This is a genomic window from Agrobacterium sp. rho-8.1 (assembly GCF_033957725.1).
Taxonomy (GTDB): domain Bacteria; phylum Pseudomonadota; class Alphaproteobacteria; order Rhizobiales; family Rhizobiaceae; genus Agrobacterium.
Window position 1 is genome coordinate 15,191 of the sequence record NZ_CP192788.1, and the last position, 19,717, is coordinate 34,907.

Annotated in this window: 18 protein-coding genes; all 18 read left to right on the forward strand. The window is 59.3% G+C overall.

Going from position 1 to position 19,717, the window contains the following annotated elements:
• Nucleotides 1–81 precede the first annotated feature (81 nt).
• Nucleotides 82–1,035: a signal peptide peptidase SppA gene (gene sppA / locus RMR21_RS00100; protein ID WP_498668729.1), complete on the forward strand. Its 954-nt coding sequence runs from the start codon at nucleotides 82–84 to the stop codon at nucleotides 1,033–1,035.
• 26 nt (nucleotides 1,036–1,061) lie between these two features.
• Nucleotides 1,062–1,367 carry an integration host factor subunit beta gene (locus RMR21_RS00105; RefSeq protein WP_042616207.1) on the forward strand — a complete coding sequence of 102 codons (306 nt, stop codon included), beginning with the start codon at nucleotides 1,062–1,064 and terminating at the stop codon, nucleotides 1,365–1,367.
• A 124-nt stretch (nucleotides 1,368–1,491) separates the two neighbouring features.
• Nucleotides 1,492–1,842 carry a LapA family protein gene (locus RMR21_RS00110; RefSeq protein WP_498668730.1) on the forward strand — a complete coding sequence of 117 codons (351 nt, stop codon included), beginning with the start codon at nucleotides 1,492–1,494 and terminating at the stop codon, nucleotides 1,840–1,842.
• Nucleotides 1,843–1,949: 107 nt separating this feature from the next.
• Nucleotides 1,950–3,095: a class I SAM-dependent methyltransferase gene (locus RMR21_RS00115; RefSeq protein ID WP_498668731.1), complete on the forward strand. Its 1,146-nt coding sequence runs from the start codon at nucleotides 1,950–1,952 to the stop codon at nucleotides 3,093–3,095.
• Nucleotides 3,092–3,952 carry a TrmH family RNA methyltransferase gene (locus RMR21_RS00120; protein WP_498668732.1) on the forward strand — a complete coding sequence of 287 codons (861 nt, stop codon included), beginning with the start codon at nucleotides 3,092–3,094 and terminating at the stop codon, nucleotides 3,950–3,952. Before RMR21_RS00115 ends, RMR21_RS00120 begins: the two co-directional genes overlap by 4 nt.
• Entirely contained in the window at nucleotides 3,952–4,440 is a 489-nt protein-coding gene (gene lspA, locus RMR21_RS00125; RefSeq protein WP_498668733.1) for a signal peptidase II, read from the forward strand. Before RMR21_RS00120 ends, lspA begins: the two co-directional genes overlap by 1 nt.
• A gap of 56 nt (nucleotides 4,441–4,496) precedes the next feature.
• Nucleotides 4,497–6,749: a hybrid sensor histidine kinase/response regulator gene (locus RMR21_RS00130; protein ID WP_498668734.1), complete on the forward strand. Its 2,253-nt coding sequence runs from the start codon at nucleotides 4,497–4,499 to the stop codon at nucleotides 6,747–6,749.
• A 97-nt stretch (nucleotides 6,750–6,846) separates the two neighbouring features.
• Entirely contained in the window at nucleotides 6,847–7,728 is an 882-nt protein-coding gene (gene olsB / locus RMR21_RS00135) for a l-ornithine N(alpha)-acyltransferase (protein WP_498668735.1), read from the forward strand.
• A 170-nt stretch (nucleotides 7,729–7,898) separates the two neighbouring features.
• Nucleotides 7,899–10,550 carry a DNA mismatch repair protein MutS gene (gene mutS, locus RMR21_RS00140; protein ID WP_498670189.1) on the forward strand — a complete coding sequence of 884 codons (2,652 nt, stop codon included), beginning with the start codon at nucleotides 7,899–7,901 and terminating at the stop codon, nucleotides 10,548–10,550.
• Nucleotides 10,551–10,677: 127 nt separating this feature from the next.
• Entirely contained in the window at nucleotides 10,678–13,506 is a 2,829-nt protein-coding gene (locus RMR21_RS00145) for a [protein-PII] uridylyltransferase (protein ID WP_498668736.1), read from the forward strand.
• A gap of 7 nt (nucleotides 13,507–13,513) precedes the next feature.
• Entirely contained in the window at nucleotides 13,514–15,103 is a 1,590-nt protein-coding gene (gene murJ / locus RMR21_RS00150) for a murein biosynthesis integral membrane protein MurJ (protein ID WP_498668737.1), read from the forward strand.
• Nucleotides 15,103–15,510 carry a VOC family protein gene (locus RMR21_RS00155; RefSeq protein ID WP_498668738.1) on the forward strand — a complete coding sequence of 136 codons (408 nt, stop codon included), beginning with the start codon at nucleotides 15,103–15,105 and terminating at the stop codon, nucleotides 15,508–15,510. The genes murJ and RMR21_RS00155 overlap by 1 nt, the downstream gene beginning before the upstream one ends.
• Before the next feature lie 100 nt (nucleotides 15,511–15,610).
• The gene (gene trpS, locus RMR21_RS00160) at nucleotides 15,611–16,675 is read left to right on the forward strand and encodes a tryptophan--tRNA ligase (RefSeq protein WP_498668739.1); all 1,065 of its coding nucleotides are present in this window, start codon (nucleotides 15,611–15,613) and stop codon (nucleotides 16,673–16,675) included.
• A 114-nt stretch (nucleotides 16,676–16,789) separates the two neighbouring features.
• Nucleotides 16,790–17,281, forward strand: a complete 492-nt coding sequence (locus RMR21_RS00165; protein WP_498668740.1) for a universal stress protein — start codon at nucleotides 16,790–16,792, stop codon at nucleotides 17,279–17,281.
• Nucleotides 17,282–17,426: 145 nt separating this feature from the next.
• Nucleotides 17,427–17,990 (forward strand): NifU family protein, encoded by a 564-nt coding sequence (locus RMR21_RS00170; protein WP_174151784.1) that lies wholly within the window; start codon nucleotides 17,427–17,429, stop codon nucleotides 17,988–17,990.
• Nucleotides 17,991–18,008: 18 nt separating this feature from the next.
• The gene (gene tsaB / locus RMR21_RS00175; protein WP_498668741.1) at nucleotides 18,009–18,677 is read left to right on the forward strand and encodes a tRNA (adenosine(37)-N6)-threonylcarbamoyltransferase complex dimerization subunit type 1 TsaB; all 669 of its coding nucleotides are present in this window, start codon (nucleotides 18,009–18,011) and stop codon (nucleotides 18,675–18,677) included.
• Nucleotides 18,678–18,716: 39 nt separating this feature from the next.
• Entirely contained in the window at nucleotides 18,717–19,211 is a 495-nt protein-coding gene (locus RMR21_RS00180; protein WP_498668742.1) for a GNAT family N-acetyltransferase, read from the forward strand.
• A gap of 66 nt (nucleotides 19,212–19,277) precedes the next feature.
• Nucleotides 19,278–19,706 (forward strand): Fur family transcriptional regulator, encoded by a 429-nt coding sequence (locus RMR21_RS00185; protein ID WP_174151787.1) that lies wholly within the window; start codon nucleotides 19,278–19,280, stop codon nucleotides 19,704–19,706.
• The last annotated feature ends 11 nt before the right edge of the window (nucleotides 19,707–19,717 follow it).

Genomic DNA, 19,717 nt, shown 5'->3' on the forward strand with positions numbered 1-19,717 from the left:
TTGTTTCCTTGCAAGAGGTGGCTACAAGGCTCATATGGCGAACTTCAGACGCTGTGACCACTCTATAGCGAAGGCGAATAAATGGATCAGATGGCAATCGCAGACCGCAGGCAGTTGCGGCGCAAGCTGACCTTCTGGCGTGTCACGGTCGTCCTTCTCCTCGTCGTGGGCCTGTTTGCCCTTTACCGCTTGGCATTCACTCCACCGCTTCAAAGCGCCCGCCCGCACATTGCCCGCGTCAATATCACCGGTCTGATCCAGGACGACACGGAGCTTCTCGAGCGGCTGCAAAAGATTGCTGATAGCGATAGCGCCAAGGGCCTGATCGTCTCGATTTCCTCGCCCGGTGGCACCACCTATGGCGGCGAGCGCATCTTTAAGGCCATCCGTGCCGTTGCTGAAAAGAAGCCGGTTGTTTCAGATGTGCGCACCCTGGCCGCGTCCGCGGGCTACATGATTGCAACCGCAGCCGATACGATCGTTGCAGGCGACACGTCGATCACCGGTTCCATCGGCGTCATCTTCCAGTATCCGCAGGTCGGCCCGCTGCTGGACAAGCTCGGCGTGTCGCTGCAGGAAATCAAATCATCGCCGATGAAGGCCGAACCGTCGCCCTTCCATGAGCCGCCGGAAGAATCCAAAACCATGATCCGCAATATGATCATGGATAGCTACGGCTGGTTCGTTGATCTCGTGGCCGACCGTCGCAAGCTGCCGCGCGAGGACGTTTTGAAGCTTGCCGATGGCTCGATCTTCACTGGCCGCCAGGCGCTTGCCGTGAAATTGATCGATACCCTGGGCGGCGAAAAGGAAATTCGCGCCTATTTCGACAGCCGCAAGATTGCAAAGGATCTGCCGATCGTGGAGTGGACCGCGCCGTCACAAAGATCGCCATTATCGTTCCTGAGCATTGCAGGCATCGCCAAGGTGCTCGGATATGATCAATTCCTGCCATTTAACGTGCCGCACCAACTGGGCGCCGACAAGTTGTTTCTTGACGGTCTTGTTTCGGTTTGGCAGGTTGGCGAACGATAAAAATCCAATCCTTTCAGGGGGCAACCGTGATTAAGTCTGAACTGGTGCAGATCGTGGCTGCGCACAACCCGCACCTCTACCATCGCGACGTCGAAAATATCGTCAACGCCGTGCTCGATGAGATCACCGATGCGCTGGCTGCGGGCAACCGTGTGGAGTTGCGCGGCTTTGGCGCCTTTTCGGTCAAGAACCGCCCTTCGCGCTCCGGTCGCAACCCGCGCACGGGAGAATCGGTGTTCGTTGAAGAAAAATGGGTTCCCTTTTTCAAGACAGGCAAGGAACTGCGTGAACGGCTCAATCCGGGCATGAGCGACGTGGAAGACGAAGACTGAGCGCACCGCGCGACGTGGTTTTGACGTTATGCGCTTTTAACAGTGGTTGAGACTGAGCAATCGGCCTCCTATCTGACGTCCATGCAGGTTTGTCTGAAGGCCCCTAAAGACGGAGTATCGTTGGATGCCAAAAAAGATCATCAACCTCCTGGTTCTCGTGCCGCTGGCCATTATTCTGGTGGTCTTGTGCGTGGCCAACCGGCAGGCCGTCACGCTCGCGCTCAATCCGTTCAGACCCGATGACAGCCTGCTGTCGTTTTCCGCGCCATTTTTCGTCTTCATTTTCCTGTCGCTTATTCTCGGCGTATTTCTAGGCTCCCTCGTCACGTGGTTTTCTCAAGGCAAGCACCGCAAGCGGGCGCGCGTCGAGGCCAAGGAAGCGGTGCGCTGGCACGATGAAGCCAATCGTCATAAGGCCGCTGCAAATGCCGTTGTCGTCACCACGCCAGCCAGCACGCAGATCGCATCCAAGTAAAATTCCGCGTGAAGCGACAGGTGTTTGAGGCGCAGCCCTTTGATAATGGCGCGCCTTGATGATATTCGCTGTCGCAACAGATGCGGTCAGACTTGGAAAGAACCCCGTTGAAGAAAAAAGACAATCGCCCGGATGCCAAGCCGCGCGCAGGGCAGGAGCCCCGAAACAAGAGCGCTGGCAAACCGCCGAGGCCGAAAAATGCCGAAGCGCGCGGCCGCATGCAAGATTATGTACGCACGCCGCCGACCGCACCCAAAGAGACTGCAACGGTGAAGGCAAAGTCGCCGGCACCCGAGGCAGAACAGGTTCCGACACGTCCCTTGAAGGACCGCACAGGCGCTCTGCCGAGTGAACGGGTGCCCGTCATCCTGGAATCGCTCGGGGCGGGCGACTTTCACCTGATCGATAGCGGCAATGCCTTGAAGCTGGAGCAATACGGTGAGTACCGCATCGTCCGTCCCGAAGCGCAGGCGCTGTGGCGGCCGACCCTGCCGCAGCGTGTCTGGGACAATGCCGATTCCGTCTTTTCCGGCGATACGGACGAGGATGGCATGGGCCGCTGGCGCTTTCCCAAGGAGCCGCTCGGTGAAACCTGGCCGCTTTCGCTTCTCGGTGTCAACTTTCTCGGTCGTTTCACCGCCTTTCGCCACGTCGGCGTCTTTCCCGAACAGATCGTCCATTGGGAGTGGCTTAAAGAAACCATTGAGGCATCCGACCGTCCTTTGAAGGTGCTGAACCTGTTCGGTTATACTGGTGTCGCATCATTGGTGGCGGCGGCTGCCGGTGCGGAAGTGACCCATGTGGACGCCTCCAAGAAGGCGATTGGCTGGGCACGCGAAAATCAGGCGCTGGCAGGTCTGGACAACGCGCCTATCCGCTGGATCTGCGAAGACGCGATGAAGTTCATTCTGCGGGAAGAACGGCGCGGCAACACCTACGACATCATCCTGACCGATCCGCCGAAATTCGGGCGTGGCACCCATGGCGAAATCTGGGAGCTGTTCGATCATCTGCCGCTGATGCTGGATGTCTGCCGCGATATTCTGTCGCCGAATGCGCTCGGTCTGGTGCTGACGGCCTATTCGATCCGCGCGAGCTTTTATTCGATGCATGAATTGATGCGCGAAACCATGCGCGGCGCAGGCGGCGAGGTTGCCTCCGGTGAACTCGTCATTCGCGAAGCGGGCCTTGATGGCAAGACCCAAGGGCGCGCCCTTTCCACCTCACTCTTCAGCCGCTGGGTACCGAAATGACCGATGACCGCCGTGAAAACCGACCGGGCCGGGTAGGGCAGGTCAAGGAGGTCACGAGCCTCGCCAACCCCATCATCAAGGACATCAAGAACCTGACGCAGAAGAAGGGTCGGGAAGAGACCGGCACCTTCATGGCCGAAGGTCTGAAGCTGGTGATCGATGCGCTGGAACTGGGCTGGACAATCCGCACGCTGGTTTACGCCAAGAATGCCAAGGGCAAATCTCTAGTCGAGCAGGTGGCCGCAAAGACGGTCGCCTCTGGCGGGCTTGTTCTGGAAGTCACCGAAAAAATCCTGTCTTCCATCACCCGTCGCGACAATCCACAGATGGTGGTGGGGATTTTCGATCAGAAATGGACAGCGCTGAAAGATATCCGGCCGGACAGTGGCCAGACCTATATCGCGCTCGACCGGGTGCGGGATCCCGGCAATCTCGGCACCATCATCCGCACCGCCGATGCCGCTGGCGCATCCGGGGTGATCCTTTTGGGTGATTGCACGGACCCGTTTTCGCTGGAGACAGTGCGCGCCACCATGGGTTCGGTCTTTGCCATCGCTGTTGCGCACGCAACCGTGGACGAGTTCCTGAGCTGGAAAAAATCGGCGGGCGTCAGTGTCGTCGCTACCCATCTTGCCGGTTCGGTGGACTACAGGACCATTGATTACAAAAAGAAGCCGACCGTGCTGCTGATGGGCAACGAGCAAGGCGGTCTGCCGCCGGAACTGGCCTCCAAGGCCGACCAACTGGCGCGAATTCCCCAGCAGGGCCGTGCCGACTCGCTCAATCTGGCGATTGCAACCGGTGTCATGCTGTTTGAAGCCCGCCGCCATCTTCTCGAACTTTCCCCGGTGACCTGATGGCAAAGCCTGCCCTGTTTTCCAAACTCGTCCCCGCTGTTGCCCTGATCGTCATCGCGCTGATCACCGACCAGATCGTCAAGCTCATGGTCGAAGCCTATCTGCCTCTTCAGGAGATGGTGCCCGTCGTGCCGTATCTGGCGCTCTACCGCACCTATAATCTCGGCGTGGCCTTTTCGATGCTGTCGGGCATGGAAGGCTGGTTCATCGTGACCATGCGACTTCTCATCGTCGGCTTCGTTATCTGGCTGTGGCGAAAGACCGATTCTGATCGCACCTTTGCACATCTGGGTTTTGCTCTGATCATCGCCGGTGCCGCCGGCAATATCTTCGACCGGTTTTTATACGGCCATGTCATCGATTATATTCTGTTTCACACGCAGACATGGTCGTTTGCCGTGTTCAACCTGGCGGATTCCTTCATCACCATCGGCGCGGGCTGCGTCATTCTGGATGAAATCCTTCACGCCAGGGCGAAGAAAAGCTAAAACTTTAGCGTCTGTGCCAAGCCAATCAAAACGGCTGCCATGTTAAGGCTGGCGGTATGAGCGAAGTGGCGAAACTGAAAGAGCGGCTTTCCGAAACCTTCGAACCTGTCGAGGTCGACGCGCTATCGGCTGTCGGGTCGGCCTTCGATGCGCCCGCGGGGCAGCCATCGCCGCCCTTTTTTCTTCGCCTGCTTCGCACCTTGACGCTGTTTACTGCGGGCTGCGGCTTTGCCTTTGCAAGCGCCGTCTATCTGGGTGGCAATGTCGCGCTTTACATGGCCGCGCTCTCGGTCACGATCTGTGTGTCCTGCGGTTTTTACATGATGGTTCGATCCTCCATGCTGCGTCAGGCGTCGATGCGCGATGCCAGGATCGTCGATGCCCGTCACCGCCAGAACGCCGCCCTGATGGCGGAAATTCATGAGGCCATGGGCGATATTGTCGTCACGCGGGACATGGACCGGCGTATCATCCAGACGAATTCTGCTTTTTGCGAAATGACCGGATGCACCGAGCCGCAGGGCAAGACATGCGAGGAGATCGGCATCGCGTTCCGCCCCGGTGGCAAGGCGCATTGTTACGATGTCGAGATCGCCACACCCTACGGCCAGCGCATCTTCACCTGGCACGACGTTGTGGCAAACGATGCGGCCAGCAGCCGTCTGGTGATCAGCAGCCTGGCCCGCGATGTGACAGACGAGCGCGCCGCACTCAGAACCCGCGAGGATGCCCGGCTGCGGGCGGAAAATGCAAATGCCGCCAAGGGCAGGCTTCTGGCCACCGTCAGTCACGAAATTCGCCTGCCGCTATCCGGCATTCTGGGTATGAACCATCTTCTGTCGCAGACAAAGCTCACACAGGAGCAGCACAACTATCTCGATGGCATGCGCCAGTCGGGGCAATCACTGGTGCAGCTCGTTGAGGATCTGCTTGATTTTTCCACGATGGAAGCCGGGCGGTTCAGGCTCAATCCGAGAGCCGAGAACCTGCGCCAGCTCATCGAAAGCGTGGTGGAAATGCTGGCCCATCGCGCCCACGAAAAAGGCATCGAAATCGCCTCCATCGTTTCAGCCGATGTTCCTGACTGTCTCGATTTCGATCCCGCGCGTCTGCGACAGGTGCTGTTCAACCTCATCGGCAATGCGGTGAAGTTCACGACCAAGGGCGGCGTGCTGGTGCGGGCATCCATGCAAGGCGACACGCTTTCGATTGCCGTGAGCGACACCGGTCCTGGGATTGGGAAAGCCGAACAGGCCCGTATTTTCGGTGAGTTCGAACAGGCAGGCTCTATATCGCAGAAGAATGCAGGCACGGGCCTTGGCCTTGCCATCTCCGCCCGCATCATCCGCGAATTCGGCGGCGCGCTGACGGTGGCGAGCAAAAAGGGGGAGGGCAGCGTCTTTACGGCTACCTTCAAGCCGGGCGCAGCACCCACCTCCAACGGTCTGTCCAGTCGCGCAGTCGCGCTTGGCAAATCTACCGTCTTGTTGCTGGCACCGGCAGGCGTTGCAGCAAACGCAACCGGCGATGCCATCCGGGTTCTGGGCGGCACGTGCACTCTGGTTTCGACACCGAGGCAACTGAAGGCTGCAAGGCTTAACACCCCCAATGGTCTGGCTGACATCACCGATATCATCGTCGATCACCGGGTTGCCCCGCAATTTCGCGAGGCGTTGAAAGGCTGGCCATCGACATCGGACCGTACCGTTCGCCAGATTTTGCTGGTCAACCCGGAAGAGCGCGGCGCGCAGTCACAGGACGAGTTCGACGCCTGGCTGATCCGTCCCTTGCGTGAAAAATCGTTGACCGACGTTCTGTGCGGCCGTCTGCGCGGGCTGGAACGACGCGATGCCATCAACGACAATCAGCATCCCGGTTTTGGTTTTTCGACTGCGCTGAATGAGACGCCCTACGACCTTGATGTGCTCGTGGCCGAGGACGATCCCGTCAATGCGCGGATCTTGCGCGCCGTGCTGGAGAAATCCGGTTGCCGTGTGCGGATGGTCAGCGACTTCGAAGCTTTGACGAAGGCCCTTTCGGTGTCTGGTGGACCTTTGCCGGATCTCGTCATTTCCGATCTCCATATGCCTCTTGGAGACGGGTTGGAGGTACTACCACGGCTCAACGCGTCGCTGAAGGGTCGTAAAAACTTACCGATCATGGTGCTGAGCGGCGATACGACGCCGGATACGAAATCTGTTCTACTCAAAGCGGGCATCAGCACGGTGCTCGTCAAACCGGTGGAACCGAAGCGTCTGATCGAGGATGTGCTGCGTCTGTTTCCCCAAAAACGCACCGGCGTTTTTTGAATTGATCCGCTTCCCGTTACGCGGCTAACTGTCACTGTTGTGTCGTCAAGAAGTGATTTATGACAGCCAGAACGAAACGGTGGTGGGGCGATTCTCCATGGTCACGGAAATTCTTGAACACGACATTCGCGAGCGCAATGTCATCGCACATATCGCGCCCGTTTCGCCGCCGCGCAACGACGATGTGTTCGGTCGCATCGGCCCGCTGGAAACCCGGCTGGCCAGAAACGACCGTGAAATCGATGCAGCACAGCACGTCCGCTTCCGGGTCTTCGTGGAGGAGATGGGCGCGCGGCTTCCCGCCGACGCCATGCGCCGCAATCGTGATATCGACGCATTCGATGCCGTCTGCGACCATCTGCTGGTTCTGGACAATTCGATCGAGGGTGATCCGGAAGACCAGATCGTCGGCACCTACCGGCTGCTTCGTCAGGAAACCGCCTTTGCCTATAATGGTTTTTATTCGGCCAGCGAGTTCGATATCGACGGGCTTATCGCCCGCCATCCGGGCAAGCGCTTCATGGAACTCGGCCGCTCCTGTGTTCTGCCGCAATATCGAACGAAAAGAACGGTCGAGCTTCTGTGGCAGGGCAACTGGGCCTATGCCGTCCGCCACCGTATGGATGCCATGATCGGCTGCGCGTCGTTTCCCGGTGTGCAGCCGGAGGCCCATGCGCTGGCGCTGTCCTTCCTGCATCACAATTGCGGTGCGAAAGGCGAATGGTCGGCATCTGCTCTGCCCGAGCTTTACCGCGAGATGGACATGATGCCCACCGAAGCCATCAACCCGCGCCGGGCGCTTTCGGCCATGCCGCCGCTCATCAAGGCCTATATGCGGATCGGCGCCACATTCGGCTCCGGCGCCGTGGTCGACCACGCCTTCAACACGACGGATGTACTGGTCATTCTACCGGTGTCATCCATCGCCGGACGGTACATCACTTATTATGGCGGCGAGGACTATCGTTTCAACGGTTGAGCCTGAAGCTTCCTGTGGGCAGGCGGGTTGAACGTGTTGTGGTGGAGGCGAGGGACCGTTAGGCTCTGCGCTCGTTTCCCTTGAACCATAGCGATATTGAAAAGCCATTGACGGACGTTCATTCTACCGCCTCGCTCATTTCTGAAGAGAGCCGCGCGTCGGCCACGCCGATGATGGAGCAATATATCGAGATCAAGGCGAACAACCCCGGTTCGCTGCTGTTCTATCGCATGGGCGATTTCTACGAACTGTTTTTCGACGATGCTGCAGAGGCGTCGCGTGCGCTGGGCATCACGCTGACCAAGCGCGGCCAGCATCTGGGTCAGGATATTCCCATGTGCGGCGTGCCGGTGCATGCGGCGGATGATTATCTGCAAAAGCTGATCCTGCGCGGTTATCGCGTTGCGGTGTGCGAACAGATGGAAGATCCTGCGGAAGCCAAGAAGCGCGGCTCGAAATCGGTGGTGCGGCGCGATGTGGTGCGGCTCGTGACGCCGGGGACGCTGACCGAAGAAAAGCTGCTGTCGCCAACGGAATCCAACTATCTGATGGCGCTGGCGCGGATCAGGGGCAGCACAGAGGCGCAATTTGCGCTGGCCTGGATCGATATTTCAACCGGCGTTTTTCGTCTGGCCGAGACGACGCCGACGCGGCTTCTGGCCGATATTTGGCGCATCGATCCGCGTGAGCTAATCGTTGCCGACAGCCTGTTCCACGACGAAGAATTGAAGTCGGTTTTCGATGTGTTGGGGCGCGTGGCCGTGCCCCAACCTGCCGTTCTGTTCGACAGCGCAACGGCGGAAGGCCGCGTTGCCCGCTATTTCGGTGTGACCACGCTGGATGGTTTCGGCACGTTCTCCCGCGTCGAGATGGCCGCTGCTGCGGCCGCCGTCGCCTATGTCGAGAAAACCCAGATTGCCGAACGCCCGCCCTTGGCGGCACCCGAGCGGGAGAGTGCCGCCTCCACCCTCTTCATCGATCCCGCCACGCGCGCCAATCTGGAGCTGACGAAGACGCTGTCGGGTGAGCGCGATGGGTCGCTGCTCCACGCCATCAACCGCACGGTCACGGGCGGCGGGGCGCGGCTACTGGCCGAGCGACTGATGTCGCCGCTGACCGACGCGGACAAGATCAATGCGCGGCTGGATGCGGTTGCCTATCTGCTGGATGATGTTTCGCTTTCCGATGGCTTGCGCGATGCGCTGAAGCAGGTGGCCGACATGCCGCGCGCGCTGTCGCGCCTGGCGCTCGATCGCGGTGGGCCACGTGACGTCGGCGCCATCAGACTTGGTCTGTCCGCTGCGGAGAATGTCGCGGCGTTGCTGGACCAGGGCCTGTTGCCGGATGAACTGGCGGACGCGCTTGCCGCGCTGAAAGCGCTCCCGACACCGCTGGAAGCGATGCTGAGCGCGACGCTTGCCGACGAGTTGCCCTTGCTGAAACGCGATGGTGGTTTCGTGCGGGAGGGGTCCAACGCTGAACTGGACGAGATCAGGGCGCTGCGGGATCAATCGCGCCGGGTCATCGCCGGGCTGCAACTGCAATATGCCGAAGAGACCGGCATCAAGTCGCTGAAAATCAAGCACAACAATGTGTTGGGCTATTTCATCGAGGTTTCCGCAGGCAATGCCGATGTGATGATGACGGGCGACGAAGCCAAAGCCCGCTTCATCCACCGCCAGACCATGGCGGGTGCCATGCGCTTTACCACGACCGAACTCGCTGACCTCGAAAGCCGCATCGCCAACGCAGCCTCGCAGGCGCTGTCGATCGAGTTGCAAGCCTTCGAGCAGATGGTGCGTGCCATCGTTTCCCATGCCGAAGCCATCAAGGCCGGTGCATTGGCACTCGCAAAGATCGACGTTGCCACAAGCCTTGCCCATCTTGCCGCAGAACAGGCCTATTGCCGTCCCGTCATCGACACCTCGATGATGTTCAGCATCAAGGGCGGGCGGCATCCGGTGGTGGAACAGGCACTGCGCCGGCAGTCTTCGGGGCCTTTCATCGCCAATCATTGCGATCTCTCGGCGGTCAACGGAAACCGCAACGGCGCTATCTGGCTGCTGACCGGCCCGAACATGGGCGGTAAGTCGACCTTCCTGCGCCAGAACGCGTTGATTGCCATTCTGGGCCAGATCGGCTCCTTCGTTCCGGCGGAAGCCGCCCATATCGGCATCGTCGACCGGCTGTTTTCCCGCGTCGGCGCGTCTGACGATCTGGCGCGGGGCCGCTCGACCTTCATGGTGGAGATGGTCGAAACAGCCGCGATCCTCAATCAGGCGACGGACCGCTCGCTCGTCATTCTGGACGAGATCGGACGCGGTACGGCGACCTTCGACGGTCTTTCGATTGCCTGGGCGGCGGTCGAACACCTGCACGAGGTCAACCGCTGTCGGGGCCTGTTTGCCACCCACTTCCACGAATTGACGGTGCTGTCCGAAAAGCTCGGTCGCTTGTCCAATGCCACCATGAAGGTGCGCGAGTGGGAAGGCGACGTGATCTTTCTGCACGAGGTCGGGCCGGGGGCTGCGGATCGCTCCTACGGTATTCAGGTGGCCAAGCTTGCAGGCCTTCCGGCCTCTGTGGTGGAGCGCGCGCGGGCGGTTCTGACCCAGCTTGAAGATGCCGACCGCAAGAACCCGGCGAGCCAGTTGATCGACGATCTGCCGCTGTTCCAGATCGCCGCGCGGCGCGAGGAAAGCCGCAACCATGGAAATTCGAAGGTGGACGAGGCACTGAAGGCGCTGAACCCGGATGAAATGACCCCGCGTGAGGCGCTGGACGCGCTTTACGCGCTCAAGAAACAACTTGGCAAGGCTTGAGCCTTACAGTGTCCTTGTGAAGGCGCGCTGTCCTTTTTAGATGGGCATCATGCCTGTCCTTCACGCCCGAAAATCGCTATAGGGCTATGCCAAAAGCAGAGCCCATTTGAAATGGATAACGGCATCAATGGCCACAAAAGACCTGGATTTCTCAGCTATACTGGATGTCGACGCACTGAAACGGGAATGCGAATTCGTCTTTCAGGGCGATGAGCAGCGTGTTTCCGATCTGCGGGCCGATCTGTTGCCAATCTTCAAGAAGGCCAGTGCACAGGGCCGCGACAAGGCTCGCGAATTGCTGGATACGGAAGGCGGCGGTATCGATTGCGCGCGGCGGATTTCCTGGCTTCAGGACCGCCTGATCGAGGTGCTCTACGAACTGGCCTGCCGCCATGTCTCCCCCAACGACGCCCAGCAGATCGCAATCACTGCGGTTGGCGGGTACGGTCGTGGAACGCTGGCGCCGGGCTCCGACATCGACCTCCTGTTCCTGCTGCCCACCAAGAACACGCCTGACATGAACAAGGCCATCGAGTTCATCCTCTATATTCTGTGGGATATCGGCTTCAAGGTCGGCCACGCCACGCGCACGGTGGATGAGTGCATTCGCCTGTCCAAGGCCGACATGACGATCCGCACCGCCATTCTCGAAATGCGCTCCATCTGCGGCAAGCAGACGCTGGCCGATGAGCTGGAGCGTCGTTTCGAAACGGAAGTCGTGACCAGCAGCGGTCCCGAATTCATCGCCGCCAAACTGGCCGAGCGCGACCAGCGCCACCGCAAGGCGGGGGATACGCGCTATCTGGTGGAGCCCAACGTCAAGGAAGGCAAGGGTGGCCTGCGCGACCTGCACACGCTGTTCTGGATTGCCAAATATTACTACCATGTGCGCGATACCGCCGAACTGGTAAAGCTTGGCGTTATATCCAGGCGCGAACTGAAGCTGTTCGAAAAGGCCGACGATTTCCTCTGGACCGTGCGGTGCCAGATGCACTTCATCACCGGCAAGGCGGAAGAGCGTCTGTCCTTCGACATTCAGCGGGATATCGCGGCGGCGCTGAATTACCAGCCGCGCCCCGGCCTGTCTGCCGTCGAGCGTTTCATGAAGCATTACTTCCTCGTCGCCAAGGATGTGGGGGACCTGACCCGCATTCTGTGTGCGGCGCTGGAAGACAGGCAAGCCAAGGACGTGCCGGGCCTGTCTGGCGTCTTCAGCCGTTTTGCCCACCGTCTGCGCAAGATACCCGGCTCCGACGAATTCGTGGAAGATCGTGGCCGCATTGCGCTGGCCAATGCCGACGTGTTCCGCAACGATCCCGTCAGCATCATCAGGCTGTTTCACGTCGCCGATATCAACAATCTCGAACTGCACCCGGATGCGCTGCGCGTCGTGACCCGCTCCATGGCGTTGATCAATCACGAACTTCGCGAAAACGAAGAGGCCAATCGTCTTTTCCTCGCCATTCTCACATCCAGGCGGGATCCCGCGCTGACTTTGCGACGCATGAACGAGGCGGGAGTGCTGGGCAAGTTCATTCCGGAATTCGGCAAGATCGTCGCGATGATGCAGTTCAACATGTACCACCACTACACGGTGGATGAGCATCTGATCCGCTCCATCGCGGTGCTTGCGGAGATCGAAAAGGGACAGGCGGTCGACACCCACCCGCTGGTCAATCAACTGATACCCGGGGTGGAGGATCGCGATGCTCTTTATGTGGCTGTGCTGCTGCATGATGTGGCCAAGGGTCGGCAGGAGGATCATTCCATTGCCGGTGCCCGCGTTGCGCGCAAGCTGTGCCAGCGTTTCCGGCTGAGCAGCAAGCAGACCGAAACGGTGTTCTGGCTGATCGAACAGCATTTGCTGATGTCGATGGTTGCGCAGACGCGCGATCTGCACGACCGCAAGACAATCACCGACTTTGCGGCCAAGGTGCAGTCCATGGAACGGCTGAAAATGCTGCTCATCCTCACCGTCTGCGACATCAGAGCCGTCGGCCCGGATGTGTGGAACGGCTGGAAAGGCCAGCTTTTGCGCACGCTCTATTATGAAACCGAGCTTCTTCTATCGGGTGGTTTCTCGGAGACGTCACGCAAGGAGCGCGCCAAGATTGCCCGCCAGGCGCTGTATGATTCCCTGACGGATTGGGGCCAGAAGGCACGGCGCAAATATACCGGCCTGCATTACGAACCTTACCTTCTCTCCGTCGATCTGGAGGATCAAACCCGCCACACGCGGTTCTTACGCGAAGCCGACAAGCAGCAAAAAGCGCTATCGACCATGGTGCGGACCCATTCCTTCCACGCCATCACCGAAATCACCGTTCTGGCCCCCGACCATCCGCGTCTGCTGTCGATCATCACCGGTGCCTGTGCCGCTGCCGGTGCCAACATTGCCGACGCGCAAATCTTCACCACGTCCGATGGTCGCGCGCTCGATACCATCCTCATCAACCGGGAGTTTCCCATCGACGAGGATGAGACGCGGCGCGCCAACAATATCGGCAAGATGATCGAAGAGGTGCTGGCGGGCAAAAAGCGGATCCCGGAAATCATCGCGACGCGCACCAAGAGCCGCAAGAAGAGCAAGACCTTCAACATTCCGCCGTCCGTGACCATCTCGAACGGCCTGTCCAACAAGTTCTCGGTGATCGAGGTGGAATGCCTCGACCGTACCGGCCTGCTCGCGGATATGACGGCTGTGCTGGCCGATCTGTCTCTCGACATCACCTCGGCGCGCATCACGACGTTTGGCGAAAAAGTCATCGATACTTTTTACGTGACCGATCTCTTCGGACAGAAGGTCATGACGGACAACCGCCAGGCCAGCATCGGGTCCCGTTTGAAAGCGGTGATGGCAGAACAGGAAGATGAATTGCGCGACCGTATGCCGTCGGGCATCATCGCCCATCCCGATGTCGCGGCGCTGCCCGCTGCACGCACCGCGAAGGCTTGACGAAACAATGGGTCTGATCGCGAAATTCGCAACCGTCGGCACCGCGACGCTGGGTAGCCGGCTTTTCGGCTTTGTCCGTGAAATGCTAATGGCGGCTGCCGTGGGCACCGGTCCTGTCGCCGATGCCTTCAACGCCGCCTTCCGCTTTCCCAATACCTTCCGCCGCCTGTTTGCCGAAGGTGCCTTCAACTCTGCCTTCGTGCCGCTGTTTGCCAAGGAAATCGAGGCGAACGGCATGGAAGGCGCGAAGCGGTTTTCGGAAGAGGTCTTCGGTGTTCTCTTCACGGTGCTGATGGCGCTGACGATCCTCATGGAACTGTCGATGCCGTTCATCGTTAGAACCGTCATCGCGCCGGGTTTCGTCGAGGACCCGACGAAGTTCGACAACACCGTGCGTCTCGCAACCATCATGTTTCCCTATCTCGCCTGCATGTCGCTGGCGGCGATGATGGGCGGCATGCTGAATTCGCTGCATCGATATTTCGCAGCGGCCATCGCGCCCGTCTTCCTCAATATCATTCTCATCGGCGTGCTGGGTTTTGCCTGGTGGAAGAACTACAGTCCGCTTCAGGTGGGCTATGCTCTGTCATGGGGTGTGATGGCGGCCGGTTTCGTGCAATTGGCCATCGTCTGGATTGCCGTGCGCAATGCCGGTATCAAGATCGGCTTTCGGCGTCCGCGCATGACCGGCAACGTCAAACGCCTGCTGGTGCTGGCGCTGCCTGCCGCCATCACCGGCGGCATTACCCAGATCAACCTGCTGATCAACACCAATATCGCATCCGGCAAGGAAGGTGTCATCTCCTCGCTCGCCTATGCGGACCGTATCTATCAGCTGCCCCTCGGCGTCGTCGGCATTGCCGTGGCGACCGTGCTGTTGCCGGAGCTTGCCCGCGCGTTGCGTGGTGGGCATCAGGTGGAGGCGGCCAATCTGCAGAACCGATCGGTCGAATTCGTCATGTTCCTGACGCTGCCCGCTGCCGCTGCCCTGCTGGTGATGGCAGAACCCATCGTGCGGTTCCTGTACGAGCGCGGCAACTTCTCCTCCTCGGCCACCGGCACCGTGGCTGAAATTCTCGGCATCTACGGCCTGGGCCTACCCGCCTTCGTGCTGATCAAGGCGTTCATTCCGGGCTTTTTTGCGCGCGAAGACACCCGCACACCGATGATCTTTGCGGCGATTTCGGTTGTCGTCAACGTCTCGATGGCGCTGACCCTGTTTCCGACCTATGGGGGTCCTGGCATTGCGACGGCGGAAATCACAGCCGGATGGGTCAATGCCGCGCTGCTGTTCGGTATGCTGCTCTGGCGAGGCCACTGGAAGCTCGACATTCCGCTTCTGACCCGCATTCCGCGGCTTCTGTTTGCGGCAGCCGTCATGGCGATCGCCATCCACTATGCGCTGGCCTATCTGGCCTTCGAACTGTCGTCTGCGTCGTCCATCGCGGTCAGGGCGGGAACGCTCCTGGCTCTCGTCTTTGCGGCCATGGTCCTTTATTTCGGGCTGGCCTTCCTCTCCGGCGGTGCCAATCTCGGCATGGTCAAACGGGGATTGAAGCGAAAGTCGAAGCCTGCGGAAAAAGGGCAGAAGGGCTGATGGCACCTTTTTCGTCTTCCAGACACATCGCATTGGTAACGCTCGTCATCGACGATTATGACAGGGCGAAATCCTTTTACTGCGACCTGCTGGGCTTCGATTGCGTTTCCGATACGCCACTTCCCGATGGAAAACGGTGGGTCGTGGTTGCACCCAAGGCAAGCCAGGGTGCCGGTCTTCTGCTGGCGCAGGCAGATGGTCCGCAGCAAAACGACGTCATCGGAAAACAGACGGGCGGACGTGTCGGCTTCTTTCTCCATACGGATGATTTTGCCGGTGATTTTGCAGCGATGACCGCAAACGGAATCCGGTTTCTGGAGGAGCCGCGTCACGAGGCCTATGGCTCCGTGGCCGTCTTTGAAGACCCCTATGGTAACACGTGGGATCTGTTGCAGCCTGCAGGTTGAATTCACGCAAACCCCTTGATTGGATAGTTTTGCCGGTGCATAAGCGCGGCCAATTTGAAACAAGAGGCAAGGCCCTCCACAAGCCTTTTCGAGGATGATCATGGATACATTCAAGCCGCTGGTTTTTTCGGGCGTCCAGCCCACCGGAAACCTCCATCTGGGCAACTATCTCGGTGCCATCCGCAAGTTCGTCGCTTTGCAGGACGACAATGACTGCATCTATTGCGTCGTGGACATGCATGCCATTACCGCCCAGCTGGTCCATGCCGATCTGAAGGCGCAGACGCGCTCGATTGCGGCGGCCTTCATCGCGGCGGGCATCGATCCGGTCAAGCACATCGTGTTCAACCAGTCCGCCGTGCCGCAGCATGCGGAACTGGCCTGGGTGTTCAACTGCGTGGCGCGCATCGGCTGGATGGAGCGCATGACCCAGTTCAAGGACAAGTCCGGCAAGAATGCCGAGCAGGTCTCGCTGGGACTGCTGGCCTATCCAAGCCTGATGGCCGCCGACATTCTGGTCTATCGTGCGACCCACGTCCCTGTTGGTGACGACCAGAAGCAGCATCTGGAACTGGCGCGCGACATCGCCCAGAAGTTCAACATCGATTTCAGCGACAATATTCGCAATGCCGGTCTCGGCATCGACATCACCGTCGGCAACGAACCGGTTCATGCCTATTTCCCGATGGTGGAACCGTTGATCGGCGGGCCTGCGCCGCGTGTCATGTCGTTGAAGGACGGCACGAAGAAAATGTCGAAGTCGGACCCATCGGACCTGTCGCGCATCAACCTGATGGACGATGTCGATACGCTCTCGCGCAAGATCAAGAAGGCAAAGACCGACCCGGATGCGCTGCCAAGCGAAGTCGACGGCCTGAAAGGTCGCGCGGAAGCCGAAAATCTGGTCGGCATCTATGCCGCTCTGTCGGACAAGACCAAGGCGGATGTCCTTACGGAATTCGGCGGCCAGCAGTTCTCGGCCTTCAAACCCGCACTCGTCGATTTGGCGGTCAATGTTCTCGCCCCCATCAATAGCGAGATGCGCCGCCTGCTCGATGATGTCAGCCATATCGACGCGATCCTGAAACAGGGTGGCGAACGGGCGGGCGCACTGGCCGAAAAGACGATGAACGAGGTACGAGACATCATCGGTTTCCTGCGCTAGAGGCGACGATATGTTCTCCGTGTGCAAGAGCATGTTTTAATCCTCGGATATGATATAAAGTCCGGCGTGAGCGCCGGGCGGCTTTGGCCGTGACGGCGAAAACGGGAGTACGCAATGGTATCGAAACGGCTTTCGCGTCTCGAAGGACACCGCCGTAAATTTCTGGTGGTCATTGATGGGACGCCTGAATGCGAAAGGGCCGTTCATTATGCCGGTCGTCGCGCAAAGAATTCCAATGGCGCGCTCGTGCTTCTCTATGTGATCCCGGATGGCGATTTCCAGCAATGGCTGGGTGTCGAGCAGATCATGCGTGCTGAAGCGCGTGAGGAAGCCGAGGCGTCGCTGGCAAAGGTCGCGCAAAAGGTGCGTGAGAATGTCGGGTCGGAGCCTGAATCGGTCATTCGCGAAGGCAATGCCGCCGAGCAAATCCACGGGCTGATCGAGGAAGACCGAGATATCGCCATTCTGGTTCTGGCAGCCGGTTCCACCAAGGAAGGACCGGGTCCGCTGGTCTCGTCCATCGCCGGACGCGGCACGGCGTTTCCTATCCCGGTGACGGTTCTGCCGGACAGTTTGACCGACGAGGAAATCGACGCGCTGTGCTGAGGCAGACGATATCGGCTTGAAACGGGATAGGCTTATTTCTTGAATGGGTTTATCATGTCAGGACTTGAAGTCAGGCTTCGTCCGGCATACTTTGGAAGTATTCTAAATTCCGGGACTGCTTGTGCTTGTCCCGAAGGAGATCATTATGTTCATTCAGACGGAATCCACCCCGAACCCGGCCACCCTGAAGTTTCTTCCGGGCAAGGTCGTTCTGGAAAGCGGGACGGCGGAATTCCTGAACGCCGCGCAGGCGCAGGCCTCTCCGCTGGCTTCCGTTCTGTTTGAAATTCCGGGCGTCACCGGCGTCTATTACGGTTTCGATTTCATCACCGTCAGCAAGGACGGCGCCGAATGGCAGCACCTCAAGCCTGCTATTCTCGGCTCGATCATGGAGCACTTCATGTCCGGCCGCCCGCTGATGGGCACCGCTGTATCGGCCGAAATTTCGGACGAGGAAGAAGAGTTCTTCGAGGCTGGTGACGAAACCATCGTCGCCACCATCAAGGAACTGCTGGAAACGCGCGTCCGTCCTGCCGTTGCGCAGGATGGCGGCGACATCACTTTCCGTGGTTTTCGCGACGGTACGGTGTTCCTCAACATGAAGGGCGCCTGCTCGGGTTGCCCGTCTTCCACGGCGACGTTGAAGCATGGCGTGCAGAACCTGCTGCGCCACTTCGTTCCTGAAGTGCAAGAGGTCGAGGCTGTCTGATCAAGGGCAGCTTTCCTAATGCTGATTCTCTCCATCGATACATCCGGCGTGGATTGTTCTGCCAGTGTCTATGACAGCGCGGCGGACGCAGTGCTGGGTGAGGTGACAGAACAGATCGGCAAGGGCCATGCGGAACGTCTGATGGGCATCATCGACGGTGCCTTGAACGAGGCATCCGTGACGCTCGATGCCATGGAGCGGATCGCCGTTACCATAGGACCGGGTTCCTTCACGGGTATCCGCGTGGGCGTTGCCGCAGCACGCGGCTTTGCGCTGTCTTTGGGTATCGAGGCGGTGGGCATAACCACGCTCGAAACGCTAGCCGCCCATCACCTGTCTCAAAATCCCGGTTTGCCGGTGGCTGTCGGGCTGGATGCCAAACGCAACGAGGCCTATCTCCAGACCTTTACGGCAGATGGCGCGCCCTTAAGCGATGCAGCATTGCTGTCTCTGGAGGACGCGAAAGCAGCCCTTTCCGGGTTCGCTGGCACCATCATCGGCTCGGCTCACCCGCTTTTTGCCGGTGGCGAGACTGGGTCAGGACCGGATCGATTCGCGATTGCGACCGTTGCCCGCGTGGCTGCGAAAAAGCCGGTGGGCATGCCGAAACCCGCGCCACTCTACCTGCGTGGACCCGACGCCAAGCCGCAGACGGGATTTGCACTGGAACGACGCCCGGTAGCCTGATACGGGCAATTCATACCCTGATGCGGATGATTCCCTGCCATGTTTGACGATTATCTCAGCTGGAAACCTTTTTTCGAAGTCGTCGCCGTGGCGCACGCCGATTGCGCCGATATGGCCACGCTTCACCATGAACGGTTCCCGCGTCCATGGAGCGACGCGGAGTTTGCCAGCCTGCTGGGCCAGTCCAGTGTGTTCGGCGCTGTCGCGCGCCAGACCAATGCATTCTTCAGCAAACCGATGGGTGGTTTCGTGCTGTCACGCGAGGCGGGCGGGGAGGCGGAAATCCTGACCCTTGCCGTCAGCGACAAGTTCGGTCGCTCGGGTCTGGGCTGGCGGCTGATGCAGTCGGTCATGCGCGAAGCGATGATGCGTGGCGCTGAAACCATGTTTCTGGAGGTGGATGGCAGCAACGCTGCTGCCATCGGTCTCTACAGAAAACTTGGCTTCGAGACGGTGGCTGAACGGCAGGCCTATTACACAGCCAAGGACGGCACGAAGTCGACGGCGCTTGTCATGCGACGTGATCTTCGCTAGTTCGTGTAGAGACCAGTCACAGCGCCTCAGGGCGACCCAACGGAAGCAGCTGAAAGCCTAAAAGACGTGATAGATATCTCGAAAACCCTGGAAGAACTCTGTGCCGAACGTGGTATGCGCATGACCGACCAGCGTCGCGTGATTGCCCGTGTCATCCAGGAATCCGTTGATCATCCCGATGTCGAAGAGCTCTATCGCCGGTCTTCCGCTGTCGATCCGCGCATTTCCATTTCCACGGTCTATCGCACGGTCAAGCTGTTCGAAGATGCCGGTATCATCGAGCGGCATGATTTCCGCGATGGCCGCTCCCGCTACGAGACGATGCCGGAGGAACATCACGATCACCTGATCGACCTCAAGCATGGCGTGGTGATCGAGTTTCATTCGCCCGAGATCGAAGCCTTGCAGGAAAAAATCGCGCGTGAACATGGGTTCAGGCTAGTGGATCACCGTCTTGAGCTTTATGGTGTGCCGCTCAAGCCTGAAGACAATTGAAGCAGACAAGG

Coding starts and splice junctions, on each gene's coding strand:
- RMR21_RS00130 (WP_498668734.1), top strand. CDS start 4,497: ATGAGCGAAGTGGCGAAACTGAAAGAGCGGCTTTCCGAAACCTTCGAA.
- murJ (WP_498668737.1), top strand. CDS start 13,514: ATGGGTCTGATCGCGAAATTCGCAACCGTCGGCACCGCGACGCTGGGT.
- RMR21_RS00110 (WP_498668730.1), top strand. CDS start 1,492: ATGCCAAAAAAGATCATCAACCTCCTGGTTCTCGTGCCGCTGGCCATT.
- RMR21_RS00180 (WP_498668742.1), top strand. CDS start 18,717: ATGTTTGACGATTATCTCAGCTGGAAACCTTTTTTCGAAGTCGTCGCC.
- trpS (WP_498668739.1), top strand. CDS start 15,611: ATGGATACATTCAAGCCGCTGGTTTTTTCGGGCGTCCAGCCCACCGGA.
- tsaB (WP_498668741.1), top strand. CDS start 18,009: ATGCTGATTCTCTCCATCGATACATCCGGCGTGGATTGTTCTGCCAGT.
- sppA (WP_498668729.1), top strand. CDS start 82: ATGGATCAGATGGCAATCGCAGACCGCAGGCAGTTGCGGCGCAAGCTG.
- mutS (WP_498670189.1), top strand. CDS start 7,899: ATGATGGAGCAATATATCGAGATCAAGGCGAACAACCCCGGTTCGCTG.
- lspA (WP_498668733.1), top strand. CDS start 3,952: ATGGCAAAGCCTGCCCTGTTTTCCAAACTCGTCCCCGCTGTTGCCCTG.
- RMR21_RS00145 (WP_498668736.1), top strand. CDS start 10,678: ATGGCCACAAAAGACCTGGATTTCTCAGCTATACTGGATGTCGACGCA.
- olsB (WP_498668735.1), top strand. CDS start 6,847: ATGGTCACGGAAATTCTTGAACACGACATTCGCGAGCGCAATGTCATC.
- RMR21_RS00170 (WP_174151784.1), top strand. CDS start 17,427: ATGTTCATTCAGACGGAATCCACCCCGAACCCGGCCACCCTGAAGTTT.
- RMR21_RS00155 (WP_498668738.1), top strand. CDS start 15,103: ATGGCACCTTTTTCGTCTTCCAGACACATCGCATTGGTAACGCTCGTC.
- RMR21_RS00165 (WP_498668740.1), top strand. CDS start 16,790: ATGGTATCGAAACGGCTTTCGCGTCTCGAAGGACACCGCCGTAAATTT.
- RMR21_RS00120 (WP_498668732.1), top strand. CDS start 3,092: ATGACCGATGACCGCCGTGAAAACCGACCGGGCCGGGTAGGGCAGGTC.